The organism is Campylobacter sp. CFSAN093246 (assembly GCF_012889415.1).
Classification (GTDB): domain Bacteria; phylum Campylobacterota; class Campylobacteria; order Campylobacterales; family Campylobacteraceae; genus Campylobacter_D; species Campylobacter_D jejuni.
Window position 1 is genome coordinate 1,236,721 of the sequence record NZ_CP040613.1, and the last position, 21,574, is coordinate 1,258,294.

General features: G+C 30.5%; 19 protein-coding genes and 2 tRNA genes. 4 read left to right on the forward strand and 17 right to left on the reverse strand.

What is annotated here, in order from left to right:
- Positions 1 to 53 precede the first annotated feature (53 nt).
- From mnmC to FBE87_RS06550, 13 genes are all read right to left on the reverse strand, one after another.
- Positions 54 to 1,895 carry a bifunctional tRNA (5-methylaminomethyl-2-thiouridine)(34)-methyltransferase MnmD/FAD-dependent 5-carboxymethylaminomethyl-2-thiouridine(34) oxidoreductase MnmC gene (mnmC, locus tag FBE87_RS06490; RefSeq protein ID WP_002853221.1) on the reverse strand — a complete coding sequence of 614 codons (1,842 nt, stop codon included), beginning with the start codon at positions 1,893 to 1,895 and terminating at the stop codon, positions 54 to 56.
- Positions 1,892 to 3,871 carry an N-acetylmuramoyl-L-alanine amidase gene (locus FBE87_RS06495; RefSeq protein ID WP_002853675.1) on the reverse strand — a complete coding sequence of 660 codons (1,980 nt, stop codon included), beginning with the start codon at positions 3,869 to 3,871 and terminating at the stop codon, positions 1,892 to 1,894. The genes mnmC and FBE87_RS06495 overlap by 4 nt, the downstream gene beginning before the upstream one ends.
- A complete protein-coding gene (locus tag FBE87_RS06500) occupies positions 3,871 to 4,962 on the reverse strand; it encodes a nitronate monooxygenase family protein (protein ID WP_002857924.1) in 1,092 nt (363 codons plus the stop codon). The genes FBE87_RS06495 and FBE87_RS06500 overlap by 1 nt, the downstream gene beginning before the upstream one ends.
- Positions 4,959 to 6,164, reverse strand: coding sequence for a tyrosine--tRNA ligase (gene tyrS / locus FBE87_RS06505; protein ID WP_002853870.1), 1,206 nt, complete (start codon positions 6,162 to 6,164; stop codon positions 4,959 to 4,961). Before tyrS ends, FBE87_RS06500 begins: the two co-directional genes overlap by 4 nt.
- Positions 6,165 to 6,175: 11 nt before the next feature.
- Positions 6,176 to 8,371, reverse strand: a complete 2,196-nt coding sequence (locus FBE87_RS06510; RefSeq protein ID WP_002866265.1) for a bifunctional (p)ppGpp synthetase/guanosine-3',5'-bis(diphosphate) 3'-pyrophosphohydrolase — start codon at positions 8,369 to 8,371, stop codon at positions 6,176 to 6,178.
- On the reverse strand, positions 8,355 to 8,579 hold the full coding sequence (locus tag FBE87_RS06515; protein ID WP_002853464.1) for a DNA-directed RNA polymerase subunit omega: 225 nt from the start codon (positions 8,577 to 8,579) through the stop codon (positions 8,355 to 8,357). Before FBE87_RS06515 ends, FBE87_RS06510 begins: the two co-directional genes overlap by 17 nt.
- Before the next feature lie 10 nt (positions 8,580 to 8,589).
- Positions 8,590 to 9,309: a UMP kinase gene (gene pyrH, locus FBE87_RS06520; protein ID WP_002858454.1), complete on the reverse strand. Its 720-nt coding sequence runs from the start codon at positions 9,307 to 9,309 to the stop codon at positions 8,590 to 8,592.
- Positions 9,310 to 9,360: 51 nt separating this feature from the next.
- Positions 9,361 to 10,554: a M23 family metallopeptidase gene (locus FBE87_RS06525; protein ID WP_002853860.1), complete on the reverse strand. Its 1,194-nt coding sequence runs from the start codon at positions 10,552 to 10,554 to the stop codon at positions 9,361 to 9,363.
- Positions 10,551 to 11,357, reverse strand: a complete 807-nt coding sequence (locus FBE87_RS06530; RefSeq protein ID WP_100621759.1) for an FtsX-like permease family protein — start codon at positions 11,355 to 11,357, stop codon at positions 10,551 to 10,553. The genes FBE87_RS06525 and FBE87_RS06530 overlap by 4 nt, the downstream gene beginning before the upstream one ends.
- A complete protein-coding gene (locus FBE87_RS06535) occupies positions 11,344 to 12,009 on the reverse strand; it encodes an ABC transporter ATP-binding protein (protein ID WP_002853534.1) in 666 nt (221 codons plus the stop codon). Before FBE87_RS06535 ends, FBE87_RS06530 begins: the two co-directional genes overlap by 14 nt.
- A 69-nt stretch (positions 12,010 to 12,078) precedes the next feature.
- Positions 12,079 to 13,257 (reverse strand): tRNA (guanosine(46)-N7)-methyltransferase TrmB, encoded by a 1,179-nt coding sequence (gene trmB, locus FBE87_RS06540; protein ID WP_100626258.1) that lies wholly within the window; start codon positions 13,255 to 13,257, stop codon positions 12,079 to 12,081.
- A complete protein-coding gene (locus FBE87_RS06545; RefSeq protein ID WP_168977235.1) occupies positions 13,257 to 14,492 on the reverse strand; it encodes a fibronectin type III domain-containing protein in 1,236 nt (411 codons plus the stop codon). Before FBE87_RS06545 ends, trmB begins: the two co-directional genes overlap by 1 nt.
- A complete protein-coding gene (locus FBE87_RS06550) occupies positions 14,437 to 15,405 on the reverse strand; it encodes an RluA family pseudouridine synthase (protein WP_002858282.1) in 969 nt (322 codons plus the stop codon). The genes FBE87_RS06545 and FBE87_RS06550 overlap by 56 nt, the downstream gene beginning before the upstream one ends.
- 77 nt (positions 15,406 to 15,482) lie before the next feature.
- On the opposite strand from FBE87_RS06550, the gene FBE87_RS06555 reads away from it, so the two are divergent.
- The gene (locus FBE87_RS06555; protein WP_002853654.1) at positions 15,483 to 16,583 is read left to right on the forward strand and encodes an FtsW/RodA/SpoVE family cell cycle protein; all 1,101 of its coding nucleotides are present in this window, start codon (positions 15,483 to 15,485) and stop codon (positions 16,581 to 16,583) included.
- 53 nt (positions 16,584 to 16,636) lie between these two features.
- Positions 16,637 to 16,713 (forward strand) — tRNA-Ile (locus FBE87_RS06560).
- A 108-nt stretch (positions 16,714 to 16,821) separates the two neighbouring features.
- Here the strand turns inward: FBE87_RS06560 and FBE87_RS06565 are convergent.
- Positions 16,822 to 16,897: transfer RNA gene (locus tag FBE87_RS06565), tRNA-Phe, on the reverse strand.
- A gap of 139 nt (positions 16,898 to 17,036) precedes the next feature.
- Between FBE87_RS06565 and FBE87_RS06570 the strand changes: the two genes are divergently transcribed.
- Both FBE87_RS06570 and FBE87_RS06575 read left to right on the forward strand, forming a co-directional pair.
- Entirely contained in the window at positions 17,037 to 18,380 is a 1,344-nt protein-coding gene (locus FBE87_RS06570; RefSeq protein WP_002864101.1) for a TrkH family potassium uptake protein, read from the forward strand.
- Positions 18,381 to 18,390: 10 nt separating this feature from the next.
- A complete protein-coding gene (locus FBE87_RS06575) occupies positions 18,391 to 19,041 on the forward strand; it encodes a TrkA family potassium uptake protein (protein ID WP_002853664.1) in 651 nt (216 codons plus the stop codon).
- Here the strand turns inward: FBE87_RS06575 and FBE87_RS06580 are convergent.
- The 3 genes from FBE87_RS06580 to FBE87_RS06590 are packed head-to-tail and all read right to left on the reverse strand — an operon-like array spanning position 19,038 to position 21,573.
- Positions 19,038 to 19,709 (reverse strand): menaquinone biosynthetic enzyme MqnA/MqnD family protein, encoded by a 672-nt coding sequence (locus tag FBE87_RS06580; protein ID WP_100621762.1) that lies wholly within the window; start codon positions 19,707 to 19,709, stop codon positions 19,038 to 19,040. The genes FBE87_RS06575 and FBE87_RS06580 overlap by 4 nt on opposite strands.
- Positions 19,710 to 19,714: 5 nt before the next feature.
- The gene (gene upp / locus FBE87_RS06585) at positions 19,715 to 20,341 is read right to left on the reverse strand and encodes a uracil phosphoribosyltransferase (RefSeq protein WP_052854663.1); all 627 of its coding nucleotides are present in this window, start codon (positions 20,339 to 20,341) and stop codon (positions 19,715 to 19,717) included.
- Positions 20,338 to 21,573: a malic enzyme-like NAD(P)-binding protein gene (locus FBE87_RS06590; RefSeq protein WP_002868535.1), complete on the reverse strand. Its 1,236-nt coding sequence runs from the start codon at positions 21,571 to 21,573 to the stop codon at positions 20,338 to 20,340. The genes upp and FBE87_RS06590 overlap by 4 nt, the downstream gene beginning before the upstream one ends.
- Between the last annotated feature and the right edge of the window lies 1 nt (position 21,574).

A 21,574-nucleotide genomic window follows, 5' to 3' on the forward strand; every position in this document is an offset into this window, starting at 1 on the left:
TAAAAACTTACTCTCATAAGCAAATATTAGCATCACTCTTAATTAAAGCTTAATCATAAGCCTTTTTTAAGTTTGCGAATCAAAAATCTTGCAGGATGAATAGCGTGGATGTATTTTTTTTCTAAACACAAGGGTTCATTATTTATCAATGCACACAAATACCTTGCCGCTAAAACACTTGTACTAAAACCCCTTGACCCATGAGCAAAATTAAAATACAAATTACAAGACATTTTAGCTGGTTTTTGCTCCTTATTTTTTGTCCATAATAAAGCTTTATATTCTTCTTTATAAAACGCTTCATCATAAGCATTTCCAACTATCATAAAGCGATCACTCGAATAAGATCTAAAACCTACTTTAGAACCTATGATTTCTAATTTTGTATTTTTATCCATAAAATCGGCTATATTTTCTATATTTTGTTTATCATCTTCTTCTTTTGATTCTAAACTTGCATTAAGCCTATCATAACTTGCACCAATTACTTGCAAATCATCTTTTACAGGGCAAATATAAGCCTTAGAAGATAAAGGAAATGGGGTATCTAAAAAAGGTTTTAGATGTGTAACTTGACCTCTTACTTTGCTTAATTTCATCTCATCATAAAAAACAAAGTCTTTTGCATCTGCACCCATAGCATAAATCAAAACCGCATAATCACTTTTAACAACATCATTTTTAAATTTTAAACTAAAACACCCATTTTCAAATTTATAAGCTTGAAATTCATGATTAAAATATATACAAGCTTTGCTTTTTTCAAAAAGATTTTTAACCAATTTTTTTGGAAAAATCACTCCACCCTCTTCTAAAAAAGCTTGATTTTTTGAAATTTTAAACAAAACATTTTCTCTTTGCGTGTCAAATCTTTCTTGCATTAAATCATTATGTGCAAACTCCACCACACCCTTAAATTCTAAATCTAAAATTTGTCTATAAAAACGACTTGCCTCTATAAAAGAAAGCTCTGAAAACTCCCCTAAATTTACCTTAGGCTTTAAGATTAAAGAGCTTAAAATTCCACTTTCATTTCCACTTGCACCCTTGCCTAATTCTAAATGTTTTTCAAAAATATCTATTTCAAAACCTCTTAAACTAAGCTCATAAGCTAAAACAGCACTTGATATACCTGCACCAATAATAGCTACTTTTTTATTTTTTAAAGATGAAAATGTTCTTGAAAAATACGCTTCTTTGTCTTTAAACTCAAGCTCATTTTCCAAATAAGCTTTAATCATTTCTCTTTTTCTAAAACCTTTGGTTTTTTCTACTCTAAAGCCATATTTTTTTAAATTTTTTTGCAAAAAACTTGCCGAAGAAAAGGTGCAAATTTGTGTATTTTTTTTAGAAAGCCTTGCCACTTCAAAGATTAAATTTTCATCAAACATTTGCGAGTTTTTATTTGGAGAAAATCCATCTAAATACCAAACATCAGCTTTAAAATCCAATTCTTTTAAAACAGCTATATCTTCAAAAACAAGATCTAAAAAACAATCTTCAAAATAAAAACGATAAATTCCTTCTTTAGCCTTAGGATAAAATTTTAAAAATTGTTCTAAAAGCTCTTTAAACTCTTCATAAAATTCTAGTTTTTGATAAATTTCTCTTAATTGTTCTTTTTCGATATAAAAAGCTTCTACGCTAATATAAAAAAGTTTTTTAGGACGCTTAGAAGGGGTAGTTTCTAAAAAGCGTTTCAAAGTAAGAAAAAAATTTAAACCTATGCCAAAACCACTCTCTGCGATAATAAAATTTTCTTGATTTTTCCATTCAAAAGAATGAGTGTAAACAAATTTGCTTTCATTTAAGCCATCTTTGAAATTAAAATAAAAATCATCAAAATCCAAAGAAAAAGGAGTATTATCCTTAAAAATTAGCTTAGCTTTTTTCATCGGTTGTTATAAAAATAACTCTCAACTCCATCAGCAATACCCTTAACCAATAAATCTTGAAAAGCTTTATTGGCGATTCTTTTGCCTTCATTTGGATGTGTAATATAGCCAATTTCAATCAAAATTGCAGGCATTTGCGCACCTACTAAAACCCAAAAAGGTGCTTCTCTTACACCGCCATCTACAATTTTATACTTTTTGCGTGTTTGAGTGAGTATATTTTTTTGTACATCAATGGCTAGTTTATTTGAAGCAACGATTTTTTCACGATTTAAGAAATTTAAAATACTTTGTTTTGAGAAATAATTAATCTCTTCAAAATCCCCTTGATTTTCTTTTTCTGCTGCCTTTTTACTTCTTTCACTTCTTGCAGGACTTAAAAAGAAAGTTTCCACGCCTTCGCTACTTTTGGCTTTTGTGGCATTTGGTGCTGCGTTAGCATGTATAGAAATAAACAAATCCGCTCTTTTATCATTGGCATATTTGGTTCTATCACGAAGATTAATAAATTTATCCGAACTTCTAGTATAAAGCACTTTATAACCGCGTTTTTTAAGTTCATTTCCAAGTTTTAAAGCCGTACTTAAAACTATATCTTTTTCTTTTAAACTTCCTTTTTTATCACTTAAAGCACCGCTATCTTTTCCACCATGCCCCGCATCGATAACTATAAGTTTTCCTGATTTGTATCTCGTACTTAAGGTTTTATTAAAACTTTGAGTTGCTTTTTTATCTACATTTTGACTTGAAGTTTGCGCATGAAAACCTAAAGTGAGATTTTTATTATCCAACTTTTTTAAAAGTTTAAATTCTTTAGGAGCACTCAAAACCACACGAACAATTTTTGGATTATATTGCGTAACGACAATTGTATTTTGTCCAAAGGTAAAGCTTTTTCTATTACCTTCTAACACACCTTTAAAACTTACAACATATCGGAATTTTTGATCTTTGGTATCAAATACTGCTATTTCTTTTTCATCTAAATCATCGCTTAAATTTAACACCACAGCATTAGAAATTTTATCCACATCTAAAACATATAAAGGTTCTTGATTTTCTTTTTCATTATTGGTTTTTTTATCTTGTTTTTTTGTTTCTAAAACTTTGGTTTTAATTTCTGTTTTTTGATCTTGCTTTTTCTCTGAAATTTTACTAACTTGCTCAGTCTTTTTTTGGCTAGTAGTTTCTTTTGAAAAAATTATTTTTTCTTCTTTAAAAGATATATCAATAGGAATTTTTTCTTTAGCATAAACCACTATGCGTATGGTTTTGGGATTAAATTGTGAAATCACTAAACGATAGTCATCAAATTTAAACTCTTTTTTACCCCCTTCTAAAACCCCATCAAAATCACTAATAAAACGATAGTTTCCTTTTTCGTCTAAAGCAAAACTTTTTAATTGATCCTTATCCAAATCTGCATTTAGTTCAAACTCTACACCTTGGTTTGTTTTACTTGACTTTAAAACATAAATTTTATCATCACTTTTTGCTTTAGAAACGATACTGCTCTTTGGTGCTTGCGAAGTTTTAGAATTTGTTTTTTCTGTATTTTTTATTTGTTCGTTAGATGATTTTTTTTCATTTTTTTGAACTGTTTTTATAGGTTCAAAAGTTGTTTTTTCAGTGTCTTGAGAAATATTTTGAACCTTAATATCTTTAATAACAGCCTTTCTTAAAGCATTAATACTTGCTTCACTTATACCACTTTCTTTTAACTCATTAGCATATGACTTGTCATCTAAATTTAAAGTATTTGAACTGATGATCAATCTTTTTAAAATTTCAATTTTAGTTTTTTCATCTTCATGAATAACACTTTGTATATAAAGGCTTTTGAGCTGATGGTGAAATTTTACTTGCACTTCACTTTTAGAACCGATAAAATTTTTATCAAAATTTGCAAGTTCATTTTCATAAGCTCCAAAAAGAGTTGTGAAAGCAAATACTAAAAATACAAAAATTTTAGCCATTATTCACCATTAACCAATTTTTCCATAAGTTCTTTAACACTGATAAGCTTATCTAAACGATATCCATTTGCACCTGTAAAGAAAAGTCCTGTTTCTTTTTTGCCTGACCACGCATCAAAAAGCCTATCTGCTATACAATACCCTACTTTAGTCGCCTCTTTTCCACGTCCACAAGGCGCTACACAATTGCTTATACAATTAATCTTTGGACCCATTCTTTTATCTACTAAATTTAAAAGATTGGTTCTAACTCCACGAGCAGGATAGCCCACAGGAGATTTAATAAGCTCTATATCTTCTTCTTTAGAAGCTAGCAAAACGCTTTTAAACTCTTCACTCGCATCACATTCAAAAGTTCCTATGAAACGCGTTCCCATTTGAACACCACTAGCCCCTAAAGAAATAGCATTTTCTATATCTTTTTTATCCCAAATTCCACCTGCAGCAATCACGGGAAAAGACCCCCAATTTTTAGCCTCTTCTACCACAGGAGCGATTAATTTTTCTAGCTGATAATTCGGATCTAAGCACTGCTCATAAGTAAAACCTTGATGACCTCCACTTTTTGGCCCTTCTAAAACCACTGCATCAGGTAAGCGATTGTAACGGCTTTGCCATCTTTTGCAAATAATTTTTAAAGCCTTTGCAGATGAAATGATAGGCACTAAAGCCACATCAGGAAAATCTGCAGTAAATTCAGGTAAATTTGTAGGAAGTCCAGCGCCTGAAACAATCACATTAAAACCAACCTCACAAGCATCGCGTGCTATTCTTGCATAATCATTACTTGCACATAAGATATTACACCCCAAAGGTGCATCGCCACAAACTTTTCTTGCATTATTAATCAAAGCTTGCAAACCCTTGCGTGAGTAAAAATTTTCACTTCCATAAGGCTTAGCGTTTAATTCTTTACTTGCATACTTTCTTTCTTCATAATATCCTGTTCCCACAGAAGAAATAATCCCAAGTCCACCATTTAAAGAAACTGCAGAAGCTAATCTATCCCAGCTTATGCCTAGTCCCATTCCTCCTTGAAAAATGGGATATTTTATAGTATGTTTTCCTATTTGTAAGGGTTGTAAATTCATTCTTTTACCTTTAATTTTGCAAATTTTCTTTTACCTATTTGTAAGATGTATTCTCCTTGTTCTAAATACATTTGCTCGTCGCTAACTTTTTGAGAATTTACACTTACTGCATTAGCACTGATGCTTCTTCTTGCCGCAGAAGTAGAACTTTCCAAACCACATTCAACCAAAGCCTTAGCAAGCCAAATTTTTCCTTGTATTTCAAACTCAGCCATATCACTTGGCAAAGCATTTTGAGAATGAATTCTATCAAATTCAGACTTAGCATTATTAGCCTCTTCTTTGGAGTGAAAACGCTCTGTAATCTCTAAAGCTAAATTTTCTTTAGCTTTTTTAGGATGTAAATTGCCTTGTTCTATATCTTTTTTTATTTGCGCAATTTCTTCTAGACTTTTTTGACTTAAAAGTTCATAATATCTAAACATCAATTCATCACTAATACTTAAAATTTTAGCATACATATCATTAGCTTTTTCTGTAACACCAATGTAATTATTTAAACTCTTACTCATTTTGTTTACACCGTCTAAACCTTCGAGTAAGGGCATCATAATCACAGCTTGTTCTTTTCCTATGTTATAAACTCTTTGAAGCTGTCTTCCCATCAAAAGATTAAATTTTTGATCCGTTCCACCCATTTCAATATCGCTTTTTAAAGCCACACTATCATATCCTTGAAGTAAGGGATATAAAAACTCGCAAATCGAAATAGGACTTTGCTCTTTAAATCTCTTGGTAAAATCGTCACGCTCAAGCATTCTAGCTACACTAAAAGTTGAAGTAAGCTCTACTATACCCGCGGCTCCAAGTTCATTAAGCCAAGTAGAATTAAACTTAATCTGTGTTTTTTCTTTATCCAAAACCTTAAAAACCTGCGTTTCATAAGTTTTAGCATTGATTAAAACTTGCTCTTTATCCAGCTTTTTACGCGTTGCACTTTTTCCACTTGGATCGCCAATTTGTCCTGTAAAATCTCCAATCAAAAACTGCACAATAGCTCCATGTTTTTGCAAAAAAGCCATTTTTGTTAAAACCACGCTATGGCCTAAATGTAAATCAGGCGCTGTAGGATCAAACCCTGCCTTTATAAAGAAATTTTCACCCTTTTCATAATAATTTTTAATTAAATTTTCTATTCTTTCTTCATCAATAAGCTCTGCACAACCACGCTTAACTTCTGCTAATATTTTTTTTATATCCATAATAAACCTTTTTAACCTTCTTTATAAGCATCATTTAAAGATGTAAAATCTAAAATTTTACAACGAGATTTTAACCTATCCTTGACACTATCTGGATTGATATTATCAGGAATTTCCATTGTAATCTCAAAATAATCTACCGCCGAATTTAAATCACTTGATAAATTAATTGTTAATAGATTTATCTGCATTTTAGCTAAAAATGCCAAAAATTCCGCTAAAACACCTTTTTTATTTTCCAAAGAAAAAATCAATTTATAAGATTTAGGGATGTTAGAATCCCATTTTATAAATACCATATCTTGATTATTATCTATCATTTTATCAGCTCTATCGCAAAGCTTATGATGGACAATAGCGTTACCACCTTTAACAAAAGCTAAAACAGCATCACCTCTTTTTGGATGGCAGCAAAAATCAAAATCCACATTAGCGATTTTATGGTTACAATATAAAGTAAAATTTCCTATTTTTTGTTCTTTAATCTCATATTTATCAAACCAATATGACTTCTTGGCGTATTTTTTAAGACCATTAACTATATCTTTCAAATAAGCACTATCTGTTGCTACTTGTCTAATACGTCTGGCTAAATTTTCTTTTTCTATCCAAGTTTCAATTCTGTTTTTATCAACTCCAAAAATAAAACTTAACATATTAATAGAACTTGCTAGATTAATCTCTCTGATTTTTTGCTTACAAAATTCCCTTATACTTGCTTTTGCTTTTCCTGTTTTAACACTATCTATCCAAGAACAGCGATAAAATTTATCATTGCTAGTAACCACTCGCACAATATCGCCATTTTTAAGCTCGGTTAACAAAGGCACTTTAATACGATTTACATAAGCACTTTTTGCATGAAGCCCTACTTTGGTATGCACTTCATAAGCAAAATCAAGAACCGTTGCACCACGAGGCAAAGTGAAAATTTCTCCCTTAGGAGAATAAACTGCGACATCTTCAACATAAAGACTATCTTTAGCATATTCATAAAGTTCAATAGCATTATAATCTTCTGCATTTTCAAGATTGTTTATACTTTGCATTGAAATATCTGTAAGCCAATCAAGACGAGGCGCAACCACACTGCCATCTTCTTTATATTTCCAATGCGCTGCTATACCAAATTCCGCAATTTTATGCATATCAAAAGTTCGAATTTGTGCCTCTATAATACTTTTAGCATCAAAAAGTGTGGTATGTATAGTTTGATAACCATTTTGTTTAGGCAAGGCTATATAATCCTTAAAACGCGAAACCAAGGGATTAAAATGTGTATGTAAAATTCCCAAAGCTAAGTAACAATCACTTACTTTTTCAACCAAAATTCTTACCCCAAGCAAATCAAGAACTTCTTCAATACCAATGCCTTTTCTTTGCATTTTAAGATAAATAGAATAGCTATGTTTAATGCGTTTTTGAATTTCAAAACTACCTTGTCTAAAGCCATTACTCAAAAATAAAAGTTCGATTTTGGAAATAAATTCATTTAAACCTAATTGCATTTCTTGATTATTGGAATTGATATAATTGTCAATAAGCTTATACTCATCTGGCATAAGATATTTAAAACTAAGATCTTCCAAATAATTTTTTATGCTTGAAATACCAAGTCTATGGGCTATTGGGGCATATACAACTAAAGTTTCTTCGCTGATTCTTTTTTGCTTATCTTCTCTTAGAATATCAAGAGTAAGCATATTATGCAGCCTATCGCATAACTTCACAATCAAAACCCCAACATCTTCAATACTTGCTAAAAGCATATTTCTGAAAGTCAAGGCTGATTTAGTTAAACTTTTTTTAGATTTTGATGAAATGAGATTATCTTCTCTAATTTCTATAATTTTAGTAAGTCCTAAAACAAGTTTTAAAACCTCAGAACCAAACTGCTCTCTAAGTTCTTCTTCAGTGCAGTTTGTATCTTCAATCACATCATGCAATAAAGCAGCTAAAATATTGCTTTTATTTTCACTTAAAAATCCAACCAGTGTTGCTACTAAAATAGGATGTACCGCATAAGGCTCTCCACTTTTTCTAAACTGCCCTTCATGGCAAAATATACAGTAATCTACCGCTTTTTCAAGAATGGCATCATGGCCACAAATTTCGAAAAGCAAAGCCTTAGCAGCTTCTAAATCTTTACAATTTTTTACATTATCGATTAATTGTTCAAGCAATAATTCTTCATCGATTGGTTTCAACTAAACCCTCTAAAGTGATTTTATTTTCTGCAATTTCATATAAAGCTATATCTGCAAGTTTATTTTTATTTTTATCAAAGTCTACCAAAGGGGTTGCTCCATTTGCCAATTGTTCCGCTCTTTTTGCTACCACTAAAGAAAGGCGATATCTATCATTACCCATTTTTTCCAAAGCTTTTGCCGCTACTTCTTCTATTCTTTTATCCATAATTTTCTCCTTAATTATTTTTAACGGTTGAACAAAGGCTAGTATCACCTTGTATGATTTTAAGTAAATTACCCTCTTCAAACATATTACAAACCACAATAGGAAGTTTGTTATCTTTAGCTAAAGCTATAGCTGTATCATCCATCACTTTAATATTATCTTGCATAGCCTCATCATAACTCAAAGTATTTAAAAATACTGCATCATCAAATTGTTTTGGATCTTTATCATAAACTCCATTAACTTTTGTAGCTTTTATTACCATATCTGCATCAATTTCCACAGCTCTTAAAATAGCTGTTGTATCCGTAGTAAAATAAGGGTTTCCAGTACCTGCAGCAAAAACCACAACACGACCCTTTTCTAAGTGTCTTTGCGCTCTTCTCATAATATAAGTTTCACAAAATGCTTCCATCTGAATGGCGCTTTGAACCCTAACTTCAAGTCCAGAGCTTTCCAAAGCTTCTTGTATAGCAATAGCATTGATAACCGTAGCAAGCATCCCCATATGATCTCCACTTGTCCTTTTAATCAATCCGCCCTTAGCAGCACTTACTCCGCGAATAATATTACCACCGCCTATAACTATGCCTACTTCTATTTGATTTTTTATAAGTTCTTTAATCTCTGAAGCTATGAATTTTAAAATAGAATTTTCTATACCAAAGCCATTTTCACCTGCTAAAGCCTCTCCTGAAAATTTTACTAAAACTCTTTTTCTCTCTTGCATTATTTCTCCTTATTTAACTTGAAATTATATTTTAAATTCCATTAAATTTAGCTAATTTAAGCTAATGAGTTCCAAAGGATTGATATGAAAATTTTTTTGAGTTACTTCAAAAGTAAGATCATTTTTTATTCTACCCACTACGGCACCTTTTTTAATATTCTTACCAACTTTAATATTAGGAGCAATCTTATCTAAATGTGCGTATATTGTATGTATGCCATTATCATGTTCAACAATAACAACTCGAGCTAGCATACTAGTATCTTTAGCAAAAACTATTTTTCCATCTAGCACATTTTTAACAACTGCATCGCTTTTATTGCTTCTTAAAACTACATTCTCGTTAAAAATTTTAAGATTGTAAACAGGATCAACATAATTTCCAAATTTTTGCTTCACAGTAAAAGAATCCAATGGAGCTATGGTTTTTTTTCCTGTGTAACGCTTGACTGAACTTCCTTGATAGCTTGAACCTAATTGTCTTATTTTTTGATTATTTTTTACTATTTTAGTATCATTTTTGTTTGAATTTGCATCTTCTTTATCATTAATAATTTTTAATTGATTTAATGTTTTTCTAAGCTCTTCTTGCTGAGCTTGTAAATCATCGAGTTTTTTTGCATATATAGCTCGATCTGTTTTTTGTTTATTAATTTCGCTAATTTGTTTTTGTTTTAAACTTTGAAGCTTGGCTAATTGAGCGTTGTAATCCTTAAGACTTTCATTGATTTTCTTAATCTGAGCTTGTTTATCATCAATAAGCCTGCTTACTCCCTCATAATCTTTAGAAATTTTAAAAATTTCTTCATTTAAAACTTTGTTTAAACTTCCTAAAATTTCAAAAGCCATAAAACTTTCTTCACTTTCAATATAGCCTTGAGGGATAGGTAAATCATAAGCAAAATCTTTAGCCATTAAAGATATAAGCTTACCTTCCATATTTGATTTACTTTTAAGCAAATCTTCATTTTGGCTTGTAAGGGTGTTTAACTCTTGATTTTGAGCCTTAGCACTTGCTTCAAGCTTAGAAGTTTGTGAATTTAAGCTTTCAATTTGCAAACTTAGATCTTTCAAACTTTTTTCACCATTTAAAATATCGCTAGCCAAATCTTCAAGTTTTTTATTTAACTGTTCTTGTATGCGTTTATTTTCTTCTAAACTTTTTGTTTTTTCATTTATAGCGTTTGCTAAACTTATATCAACAAACAAAAAAAAACAAAAAAAGATAAGAATATTTTTTCTCATCTTTTAACCTTAAACATAACCGTATTTACACACAACAAGCAAATAAACAAAGTAGCTAAAAAAATTAAAGTCAAATGTAAAATAAAATTAATAGGTGGAAAAGTAATATCTACAGCCTTTAAACTTTCTTGGATAATAGAAGGATCAAAAATTTGGGTAAAAAAGGCAAGTAAAATAACAAAAGCAATAAAACAATCAACCACAACCACCTTATAAAGCATAAAAGATCTAAACCAAAACGGAGCTCCAAATAAACACATAATTTCAATACGATCGGTATGTTCATAAAGCCAAATTCTCATCTGTTTTAAAAACAAAACAAAGGCAAGTAAAATAATGATAAACAAAAATAACCAAAAAACAAATTTCATCAAAATAAGCAAAGAGTATATCTTATCATGGGTTTTGGAAAAAGTTTCAACCTTACTAACACCTACAATATTTAAAAGTTGATTTTTAATCGAATTTAGTTCATTTTGATCGGGTAAAGAATTTAATTTTAAAGTATAAAATTTTGGCAGAGAATCTTTTAAAACTTTCAAATTCTTTTCAGAAACATCATTTTTCAAACGATCAATTAAATCCTTAGGATCTAAAGATTCAAGTCCAGCAAAAAATGGTACTTTTGTTTTTACTACATTCTGATCAAGTTCAGTTTTGCTGACAACTATAATATTATAATCTTTATTAACAAGTTCTTCATAATGCTTCAAAGTTGCATTTGTAATCAAAATAAATTCAAAAGCAAACATCATAAAAAGTAAAGGTAAAATTAAAGATAAATGTGTTTTAAAAAATTTCATTCATTTTTCCATTTTCTATATTAAAACGACGATAATCCACTCTTAAATTACTAGGAATTCTATGTGTTACCACTATAACACAAGTTCCTAAAAGCTCTCTAGCAGACTTTAAAAGAGTCCATATAATATCAGAAGAATACTCGTCCAAATTTCCCGTTGGCTCATCGCAAAGCAAAAGCTTTGGATTATGAGCTAAAGCCCTAGCCATAGCGACGCGTTGTTGCTCACCACCGCTAAGTTGATTAGGCAATTTATCTGCTTTAAAAGTTAAATTTACATGCTTTAAAAGCTTAGTAGCTTGATCATGGCATACTTTTTTGCTATAACCTTTAATCATTAAAGGCAACATAACATTTTTTTCAACACTATATTCTTGTACAAGTTTATAATCTTGAAAAATAATCCCTATTCTTTGACGCAATTTTAAAAGTTCTAAATTTCCAATTTTATTCATCAAAGATCCACATACTTCAAGCTTACCAGAAATAGGTTCTAAATCTCCATAAAAAGACTTTAAAAGCGTACTCTTACCACTCCCACTTTTACCCGTAATAAAAACAAAATCATCATCCTTAAAAGCAAAACTTGCTTCTTTAATAACTAGTTCATCATAACCTAAAGTAAGTTTATTTGCTTGGATTAAATTAGGCATCCTTTTTCCTTAATTTCCCTTTTTAAATTTTTAAATTATGCTTTATTTTTGCTTAATTTTCAAGAAAAATTATATTTTAAACTGAGCTTTTAAAATTTCTTTTAATTCATTTATCGCTTTAATATTTTCTTGAATTTTAAATGGTTCTTTAAAAGCAAAATCGATCGTTTTATCAAGATGTAAATAACAATGTTCAGGCTTATTAAAAGCTCCAAAAGCAACCTTTAAAAGCAAATTCTCATCTTGTTTGTAGATGCTTTCAAAATGCAAGAAAAAATCATCTTTTTTTATAGTAATATTTTTAAAGTTCTGCTCTATTTTTTTCAAATCTTCTTTAGAAAATTCAACCGATGAGAGATTAAATTCATTTAACTCATAGTTTCTACACTCTTGGTTAAAATTCCACACCCAAAGATCATATATATTTTTTTCTTGCTTTTTCCATCTATCTTCATATTTGCTTGAAATTTCTAAATTTTCATTTTTTCTAAGACTAAATTTTGGAACAGGAAAAGTCAAAAATTGTTCTAGAGTAAAATTAAAATACTCAAAACTATCTGTTCTAAGTTCAAAACGACCGTTTTGGGTTAAAACCCTAGCACATTCTTTGCAAAAATCTTTCCCAATAACTCGCCTATGAGGCTTTTTGTCCCAAGGAACAGGAAAATGTAGAAAAATCTTTTCAACTGATTTTGATTTTAATACACTCAATAACAATCTCGCATCACTTTGGATTAGCAAAATATTATTTACATTTTGTACTTTAGCAAGTTTAGCCACTTGAGTTAAAGCTGGGTTGTAAATTTCCACCCCTAAAATTAAAACATTTGGATTTTCTTTTGCTTGATAAAGCAAATGTCTTCCTGATCCAAAGCCTATTTCTATATAAATTTTACCTTGAAGCTTAGACAAAAGCTCATCAAAATTATCAACGATAAATGGTGTTTTTTCAATTAAAGCATTGTTTTTAAGTCCAAAAGCTTCATTGATAATATCCTCACAAAAACCTTCTTTAAAGATTTTTAAAGCCTTTTGCAAATAACCTATTTTAGAAGGTTTTGTATGTTTATCGCCTTTAATCACAAAACCATTTTGTGCTTTTTTAATCTGCAGAAAAAAACTCTCTTCTTGAACCTTTGTATAAATAAGACTAACATTATCATTCTTAGCAAGCCAAAGAAATTCAACATCATCCTTGCTACAAGGCAGATTTATTTCTTTGATCTTTTTGCTTTTAAAATTTGGCACTACTGAGCCGCCTTAACTTTGTTTGAAGGTTCTGAACGAAGCCCGGCTGAATCAATAGCAATAACTTCATAACTATATTCCACCCCTGGCAAAGCTTTTACATCTTTTAGTCGCTTTTCTTTAATGCCTTTAAAAACTGCATTTTGCTCCCCGCCATAGCGTCTTACTTCATACTCAACAGCTCTAGTATCATTATCACTCCATTCTAAATTTATCCCTTCGCTTGTGCTTTGAGCCAAAATAATACTAGGAGCCAAAGGGTTGCCTAAAGTTTTACCTTCTACACCATCTTTTGGCATAGGACTTTCAAGACCATCTTTATCCACCATTGTTACTTTATAATACTTGCTTTTACCTGCTCCTTCTACTATATCCTCATAAGAATTTTTATCAGTCTTTGCCAAAACACTAAAAGAAAGGAAGCTTGAGCTCGTAGAATAAACTTTATAATAAGAAAAATCTTCATACGTAGGAGCATCCCAAGTTAAAATGATTTTACTAGAACCATCTGTGCTAGCACTTAAATGCTCAACTTGAGGAGGTAAAGCCTTGCTTGTAGAACTTACAACTTGACTTGACCCACTCTTTATCCCATTAAAACTCACAGCAATAATTCTATAACTTGAATTTTCATTAGGCTTTAAATCACTATCGATGTATTCAGCGTTTAAACGATTTTTTACTTCTGCAATTTTTTTAAATTCTTTATCATCACCTTTGGTTCTTTCAATAATATAAGAATCAACCCTAAAATCAGGATGCGGACGCCAAATAAGTTTAATACGATTAGGCAAATTAGTCACAGCTTGAACAAAAGGAACAGCTTCAAGTTTTGGAGCTGTGCTCACTTCTATAACCTTGCCATCTTCTGAAATTTGTCCTTGCTCATTAAAGCTTTTCATCATATAACGATACTTAGTACCAGGCTCTAATTTAGTATCTACATAATGAGTTTGAAACTTATCTTTAATAGTGCCTACAAGTTTAAAATCAGGATTTTCATCACTAGAACGATACAAATAAAATCCTTTAATATTTTCATTATATAAAGGCTCCCATTCAAAAGCAATATTACTCATATCACTAAGACTTTTTAAACTTTCAACCTTTGGCAAGCTTTCATTTACAGCAGGCTCTTTACTTGAAGCTAGCGAATTCATTTGCGAAACACTACAAGCGCTAAGCAAAAGAGTTAAAAAACTCAAGTAAAAACTCAAGCGAAATCTTTTCATCATTCTCTCCTAAATTAATTTGTTCAAACATAATATTTTTAAAATCTTCCATCAAAGGTGCTTTAACAAAAATTTGTTCTTTGGTTTTTGGATGGATAAAATACAAAAAATAAGCATGTAACATTATCCTACAATCATACTTACCCTTATAACCATACAAACTATCACCTAAAATATAGCGATTTAAACTAGCCAAATGCGCTCTAATTTGATGAGTTCTTCCTGTAAAAAGCTTAGCAGCCATCAAAGTTAAATTTTCAGTTTTTACTACATTTATAAAAGCTGATTTTGCGTTTTTACTGAATTTATTTTCCTTATCTATGGCTATTTTTTTAATAGCATTAGAAGGCGAACGCATTAAAAATTTTTCTACTATAATTTTATCTTCTTTTAGTGGCAAATCAATTAACGCAAGGTAAATTCTTCCCATGCTTTTATCTGCAAGCTGTTCACTTAATTTTTGATGGGTGAAATTATTTTTCGCTATTAGTATAGCTCCGCTTGTATCTTTATCTAATCTATGGACAAGACCAGCTCTTATCTCTCCTCCTAAATTTGATAAAGTATATTTTTTTTCTATTAACCAATCCACCAAAGTGGCATTTTTAACGCTACTTGCTCCATGAACGACTAAATTTGAAGGTTTATTTAAAACAAGCAAGTCTTCATCTTCGTATAACACATCAATATCAAAATCCACTTCAAACTGAGGTTTTATCTCATTGCAAAGCTTTAAACTTGCAATAGAAATAATATCACCATTTTTAAGCTTAAATGAATTTTTATCTTGAATTTTATCATTAACCTGTACACAATCTTTTTCTATAAGTAAAGCAACTTGATTGCGACTTTGGTTTAATTTTTTAGCCAAAAATACATCAAGCCTTGAATTTTCATCTACTAAAAAAGTTTGCATTTTTTCCTTAGAGGTTTTGATAAATTTAAAATTTTAGTTTATAATTATAGCTTTATATTACCAACTGAAGGCAAATTTTGTTTAGATTAGATAGAAGAATTTTAACTCATTTTGACTATATGCAACCCATTTTATTTTTACCCATAATTCTTATTTCATTTTTCTTAATCTTTGAAGCTAATCCTTTTTTAGCAGAAAAACAGTTTGTTTATGCCTGTGTGGGATTGTTTGCTTTTATGGTTTTTTTCTTCTTTCCCATAAGGAAATTTATTTGGATTATTCCTGTTGCTTATTGGATTAATATTTTTTTATTGCTAAGCGTAGATATTTTTGGGGTTGAAAAATTAGGTGCTAAAAGATGGCTTGAAATTCCTTTTACTCACTTTACTATACAACCTTCTGAAATTTTTAAACCTAGTTTTATTTTAATGCTTGCCTATCTTATTTATCAAAATCCTCCTCCAAAAAATGGATACAAACTTAAACAATTCATCAAACTTAGCTTTTACATCATCTTGCCTTTTTTGCTAATTGCAAAAGAACCTGATTTAGGAAGTGCTATGGTTTTACTACTTGTTGGTTTTGGAGTGCTTTTTATCATGGGAGTTCATTATAAAATTTGGTTAAGTATTGTTATAGCTATAAGTGTTAGCTCTCCTATTATTTATACACATCTTTTAAAACCCTACCAAAAGCAAAGAATTCATGATTTTATTTCAGAAAAACCAAGTTATCAAGTAGCCCAATCAATGATAGCTATTGGAAATGGTGGTTTAACCGGAAAATCTCAAGATGAAGCTACGCAAACTCATTTTAAATTTTTACCTATTTCAACTAGTGATTTTATTTTCGCTTACATGATAGAAAGATTTGGATTTATTGGGGGATTGACATTAATTATATTTTATATTTTACTTATTTTTCATCTACTTAGTTTAAATTATAAACTTAAAGATGATTATTTTGCTAGAGTTGCTATTAATTGTGTTGCATTATTTATTTTTATTTATGCGGCAGTAAATATTTCAATGACTATAGGTTTTGCACCAGTAGTTGGGATCCCTTTGCCTTTTTTTAGTTATGGTGGAAGTTCTTTTACTATTTTTATGATTTTTTTTGGAATTTTACAGCATTTAATCACTTTTAGATATTTTTGGACGGATATAAAGGCTAAATAAAATATTTTTAAGCATTAATAAGATATAATTTTATCTTTTAATTCAACTTAGGCGGATTTATAGCTCAGTTGGTTAGAGCAACCGGCTCATAACCGGTTGGTCGCAGGTTCGAGTCCTGCTAAATCCACCATTCTACATATAAGCTATAGACTCTTTCTTTAAAAAATAACTTTTAGTTCTTTAAATATTTCAATCTTATATAAAAAAAGTATGTGATGTGATTTTTTGAAAGATAAAGTGGTGGTTAGAGGCAGAATCGAACTGCCGACACGCAGATTTTCAGTCTGCTGCTCTACCGACTGAGCTATCCAACCACAATGTTTGATAAAGTAAAAATGTAATTGTATCTTTTTTTCTTTAATTTAAGTTTAAATACAAAAATAAAATTTTATTTCCCTTAAAGTTTTAATAAGATAGAATACCCGCTTTAGATCATTATCAAATGGAAATTTTTTGAAACAATTTGGACTAGATAGACGAACTTTTAAAATTTTACTAGCTGGTTATATTATTATTGCATTGTTTGGGGCTTTATTGCTACATTCAAGCTGGGCACATACAACTCCTATTGATTTTTTAGATGCCTTTTTTACAAGCACATCTGCTGTTAGTATGACAGGATTAGTAGTTAAGAACACTGCGGTTGATTTTACCTTAGCAGGACAAATTATTATCTTAGCTTTGGTGCAAATTGGAGGCTTGGGATATATGGGTATAGGTTTATTTGTTTATATACTCATACGCAAAAAAGTTGGTTTTAGTGCAAGAAATTTACTAAAAGAGTCTTTATTTTATCCATCAATGGATGGTTTATTTAAATTTTTTAAAAAGGTTTTGCTGTTCATTTTTACTATAGAATTGATAGGTGCTATACTTCTCACCATGCGTTTTGCCCTTGAAATGAATTTTAAGAAAGCTTTATGGTTTGGAATTTTTCATTCTATTAGCGCTTTTAATAATTCTGGATTTACTATATTTGAACATGGATTTATAGCTTATAAACATGATATAGCAATTAATCTTATTATCACTTCTTTGATTATTATTGGAGGGCTTGGATATTTTGTTTTGGTTGAATTATACTTTTTTCAAAGAAAAAAATTGCAAAATTTAAGCCTACATACAAAAATGGTTGTTGTTGCAAGTATTTTTCTTATTTTCTCTTCAACGCTTATTATTTTTGCTTTTGAATACTCAAATCCTCAAACTATAGGACATTTTTCATTTTTTGATAAAATTTTAAGCTCATATTTTATCGCTATTAATTACCGCACAGCAGGATTTAATACCTTAGATATGGGACATTTGCATGATGCAAGCTTATTTTTTGGATCATTGTTTATGGTTATTGGTGGTGCACCAGGTGGAACAGCTGGGGGTATGAAAGTAACAACTGTAATGGTTTTATTGCTCTATGCTTATTGGAGTATCCGCGATGGAAGAGTTAGAATTTTTGGACATGAAATTCCAAGAGAAACTATATCTAAAGCTTTTATTATAGCTGTAGGTTCAGCTGTTTATATAGTAATAGCTGTTATTTTGCTTTCCTTGCTAGAGTCAAAATTTGATTTTATAGCCTTGCTTTTTGAAACTTCTTCGGCTTTTGCAACCGTAGGAATTTCAGTAGGAAATGGTGGAACTTTATCTTTATGCGCTTTGTTTAGTGATCCTAGCAAGGTGATTATCATCATTATGATGCTAAGTGGTAGGATAGGTGTTTTTGCTTTTTTACTCTCGGTATTCAAACAAGACAAAGCTATTCATTTAAAATTCCCTGAAGGAAAGGTTAATTTATAAAGGTAAAATCGTGAAAAATCTTAATTATGGAATCATAGGACTTGGAAAATTTGGATCAGTTGTAGCAGATGAACTCATTGCTGGAGGTCATACTGTTATCGTTGCGGATAAAGATGAGGAAGCTTTAAAAAGTATACAAAATCCTCCAAGCTATGCTTATATTTTAGATTCTACAAATATTTCAGCCCTAAAAGAAGCAGGCTTTCATGATGTTGAAGTTGTTATTGTTAGCATAGGAGAAAATGTTGAAAAATCAATCCTTACTCTTATGGCGCTTAAAGATATAGGTGTTAAAAATATCATTGCTAAAGCAACCTCTAATATCCATGGTCAAATTCTTTCTAAGTTAGGTGCAACAAAGGTTATTTATCCTGAAAAAGAAAGTGCTAAAAGACTAGTAAAAGAATTTTTAACTAAAGATGCTGATTATGAAGTTTTTGATCTTTCAGCAAATACTATACGAGCTATTAAGATCAATATAGATGAAAAATTAGCAGGAAATTCTTTAAAACATGTAGCACAAAATATGAAAGTGATTTCTTATAAAAAATTAAATAGTGACTGGGAAATACTACCTGATTTAGAAACCACGACAGTTTATAGTGGAGATGTTGTAATACTCCTTGGAACAGTTAAAGAACTTAGAGAATTTGAACACTAAGCAAGATTTAAAGCCTTACAAGCCTTTACAAAACGCTTTAAGGCTGTTTTTTCTTTGGTAGAAATTTTATGATATATAACTTCATCTAAATAATATCTAACATCTTTTATATCTAAATCCCTTGTTTTGGCATATTTTTGAAGTATATAATAGGGAATTTTAATCTTTGTTTTTGGAAATTTTTTCAAAATTTGTTTATATAAAGCTTTTTTTTGCGCACAAGAAAATCTAGCAAAAACAAAAGGCAATCCTGTTTTTTCATGCCATTTTGCACATAAATCGATATATTCAGAAGGATCTTTTAGATAAAGCTTTAAAGCCTTATCGCCTATAATTACTTTTCCATCTTGTTTTAATACTTTAGCTAAAGCATTTGAAGTTGCTGAACTTGGATCTTTGGCATTTAATGTATTTTTTTCTACTAAAACACTTAAAACTCTTTTATTGGCACAAATACCCAAATCTAAATTTTTATATTTTTTTCTAGCGCTTTCTATGCTTGAAATGATAGCTGCATCAATTCTTCTATAAAATAAATCTTTATTTAGCTTACTTGGAACTCCTTTTTTATGCTCCATACTTGCTTTAAAACCATTAGGTAAGGGATATTTCTTAAGATATATATGCAAAGGTAAAAGATTAATATAATCAATTTTTCCAAAAATCATCTCTTTTAAAGAGTGTTAAACACTCTATCTCCTGCATCTCCAAGCCCTGGGATAATATAACCTTTTTCATTTAAACCTTCATCAATACAAGCCACAAAAACTTCTACATCATCATGCATTTGGCTAAATTTTTGCAAACCTTGTAAAGCAGCAAGTATGGATATAAATTTTATTTTTTTAACTCCTTGGCTTTTTAAAAAATTACAAACCTCTATAGCAGTCCCACCTGTAGCAAACATAGGATCTATAACAATAGCGGTGCGTTTTTTTGCATCTTTGGGAAGTTTTTGAAAATAAAAATCCGCCTTTAAAGTCTCTTCATTTCTCGCAAACCCCAAAAATCCAACACTTGCATCAGGAATCATCTTAAAAACACTTTCAAGCATTCCTAATGCAGCTCTTAAAATAGGACAAATCATAATCTTTTCATCAAGTTTTTTTACTATAGTTTTTTGTATAGGTGTTGAAATTTCAATTTCTTTTAAAGAAAAATCTTTACTCACTTCAAAAAGCAAAAAAGATGAAATTTCATCGATTAACATACGAAATTGAAAGGGCTTTGTCTCTTTAGCCCTTAAAATTCCTAACTTATGTTCGATCAATGGATGATTGATACAATGAATATTTTTCATTTTAAGCTTTCAAAATAAGCTTTCTCGTTAAAATTTTTTACCTTAGCCACACCATCTTTTACCGCAGCTGCTGCTACAGCTGTACTTACTGCAGCTTTTACTCTTTCATCAAAAGGTTTTGGTATGACATAATCTCTTCCAAATTCTAAGGTGCTTAAATTATAAGCCTTTTTAACTGCATCACTTACAGGAAGTTTTGCAAGATCTGCTAATGCTTTAGCAGCCGCTACTTTCATATTTTCAGTGATTTTACTTGCACGCACATCTAAAGCCCCACGGAAAATAAAAGGAAAACCTAAAACATTATTGATTTGATTTGGATAATCACTTCTTCCTGTTCCTACAATCGTATCTTTTCTAAGTCTAGCTACATCTTCAGGCATCACTTCAGGAATAGGATTTGCCAAAGCAAAAATCACAGGATCTTTTGCCATGCTTAAAACCATTTCATCATCAAGAATTTTTGGCGCACTAAGTCCTAGGAAAACATCAGCTCCTTTTAAAACTTCTTTTAAAGTCTTTTCCTTAGAATCAACAGCAAATTCAAGCTTTTGAGGAGTTAAATCATTTCTATCTTTAGAAATCACTCCTTTGCTATCTACTAAAATAATATTTTCAACCCCTAAATTTCTATACATCTTAGCACTTGCTATACCTGCGGCACCTGCGCCACTTACAACCACCTTAATGTCTTTAAATTTTTTACCGCTTATCTCCATTGCATTCATAAGCCCTGCAGTTGAAATAATAGCTGTTCCGTGCTGATCATCGTGCATTACAGGAATTCCTAAATCTTGCAAAGCCGCTTCGATTTCAAAACATTTTGGAGCAGCTATATCTTCTAAATTTATCCCGCCCACAGTTGGAGCCAAAGCTTTGCAAAAATTTACAATCTCTTCCACACTATGAACATCAATTTCTATATCATAAGCATTGACATTTGCAAATTTTTTAAACAAACAAGCCTTACCTTCCATAACAGGTTTTGAAGCCTGCGCTCCTATGTTTCCAAGTCCTAAAACAGCAGAACCATCACTAACTATAGCTACTAAATTAGCCTTATTTGTATAAGTATAAGCAAGCTCATTATCTTTAGCGATTTCAAGGCAAGGTTCTGCAACTCCTGGGCTATACGCCAAAGATAGATCATGGCTTGTAGCCATTGGCTTACTTGGTACAATATCAATTTTCCCACCTAAATGGTATTTTAAAGCTTCTTCTTTTAAATTCATT

What these genes read in the sequence shown, in the direction of transcription:
- mnmC (WP_002853221.1), bottom strand. Translation starts at nt 1,895, where the DNA reads ATGAAAAAAGCTAAGCTAATTTTTAAGGATAATACTCCTTTTTCTTTG.
- FBE87_RS06495 (WP_002853675.1), bottom strand. Translation starts at nt 3,871, where the DNA reads ATGGCTAAAATTTTTGTATTTTTAGTATTTGCTTTCACAACTCTTTTT.
- FBE87_RS06550 (WP_002858282.1), bottom strand. Translation starts at nt 15,405, where the DNA reads ATGCAAACTTTTTTAGTAGATGAAAATTCAAGGCTTGATGTATTTTTG.
- FBE87_RS06530 (WP_100621759.1), bottom strand. Translation starts at nt 11,357, where the DNA reads ATGAAATTTTTTAAAACACATTTATCTTTAATTTTACCTTTACTTTTT.
- FBE87_RS06515 (WP_002853464.1), bottom strand. Translation starts at nt 8,579, where the DNA reads ATGGATAAAAGAATAGAAGAAGTAGCGGCAAAAGCTTTGGAAAAAATG.
- upp (WP_052854663.1), bottom strand. Translation starts at nt 20,341, where the DNA reads ATGAAAAATATTCATTGTATCAATCATCCATTGATCGAACATAAGTTA.
- FBE87_RS06580 (WP_100621762.1), bottom strand. Translation starts at nt 19,709, where the DNA reads ATGATTTTTGGAAAAATTGATTATATTAATCTTTTACCTTTGCATATA.
- tyrS (WP_002853870.1), bottom strand. Translation starts at nt 6,164, where the DNA reads ATGGATATAAAAAAAATATTAGCAGAAGTTAAGCGTGGTTGTGCAGAG.
- FBE87_RS06500 (WP_002857924.1), bottom strand. Translation starts at nt 4,962, where the DNA reads ATGAATTTACAACCCTTACAAATAGGAAAACATACTATAAAATATCCC.
- FBE87_RS06545 (WP_168977235.1), bottom strand. Translation starts at nt 14,492, where the DNA reads ATGATGAAAAGATTTCGCTTGAGTTTTTACTTGAGTTTTTTAACTCTT.
- pyrH (WP_002858454.1), bottom strand. Translation starts at nt 9,309, where the DNA reads ATGCAAGAGAGAAAAAGAGTTTTAGTAAAATTTTCAGGAGAGGCTTTA.
- FBE87_RS06525 (WP_002853860.1), bottom strand. Translation starts at nt 10,554, where the DNA reads ATGAGAAAAAATATTCTTATCTTTTTTTGTTTTTTTTTGTTTGTTGAT.
- FBE87_RS06590 (WP_002868535.1), bottom strand. Translation starts at nt 21,573, where the DNA reads ATGAATTTAAAAGAAGAAGCTTTAAAATACCATTTAGGTGGGAAAATT.
- FBE87_RS06535 (WP_002853534.1), bottom strand. Translation starts at nt 12,009, where the DNA reads ATGCCTAATTTAATCCAAGCAAATAAACTTACTTTAGGTTATGATGAA.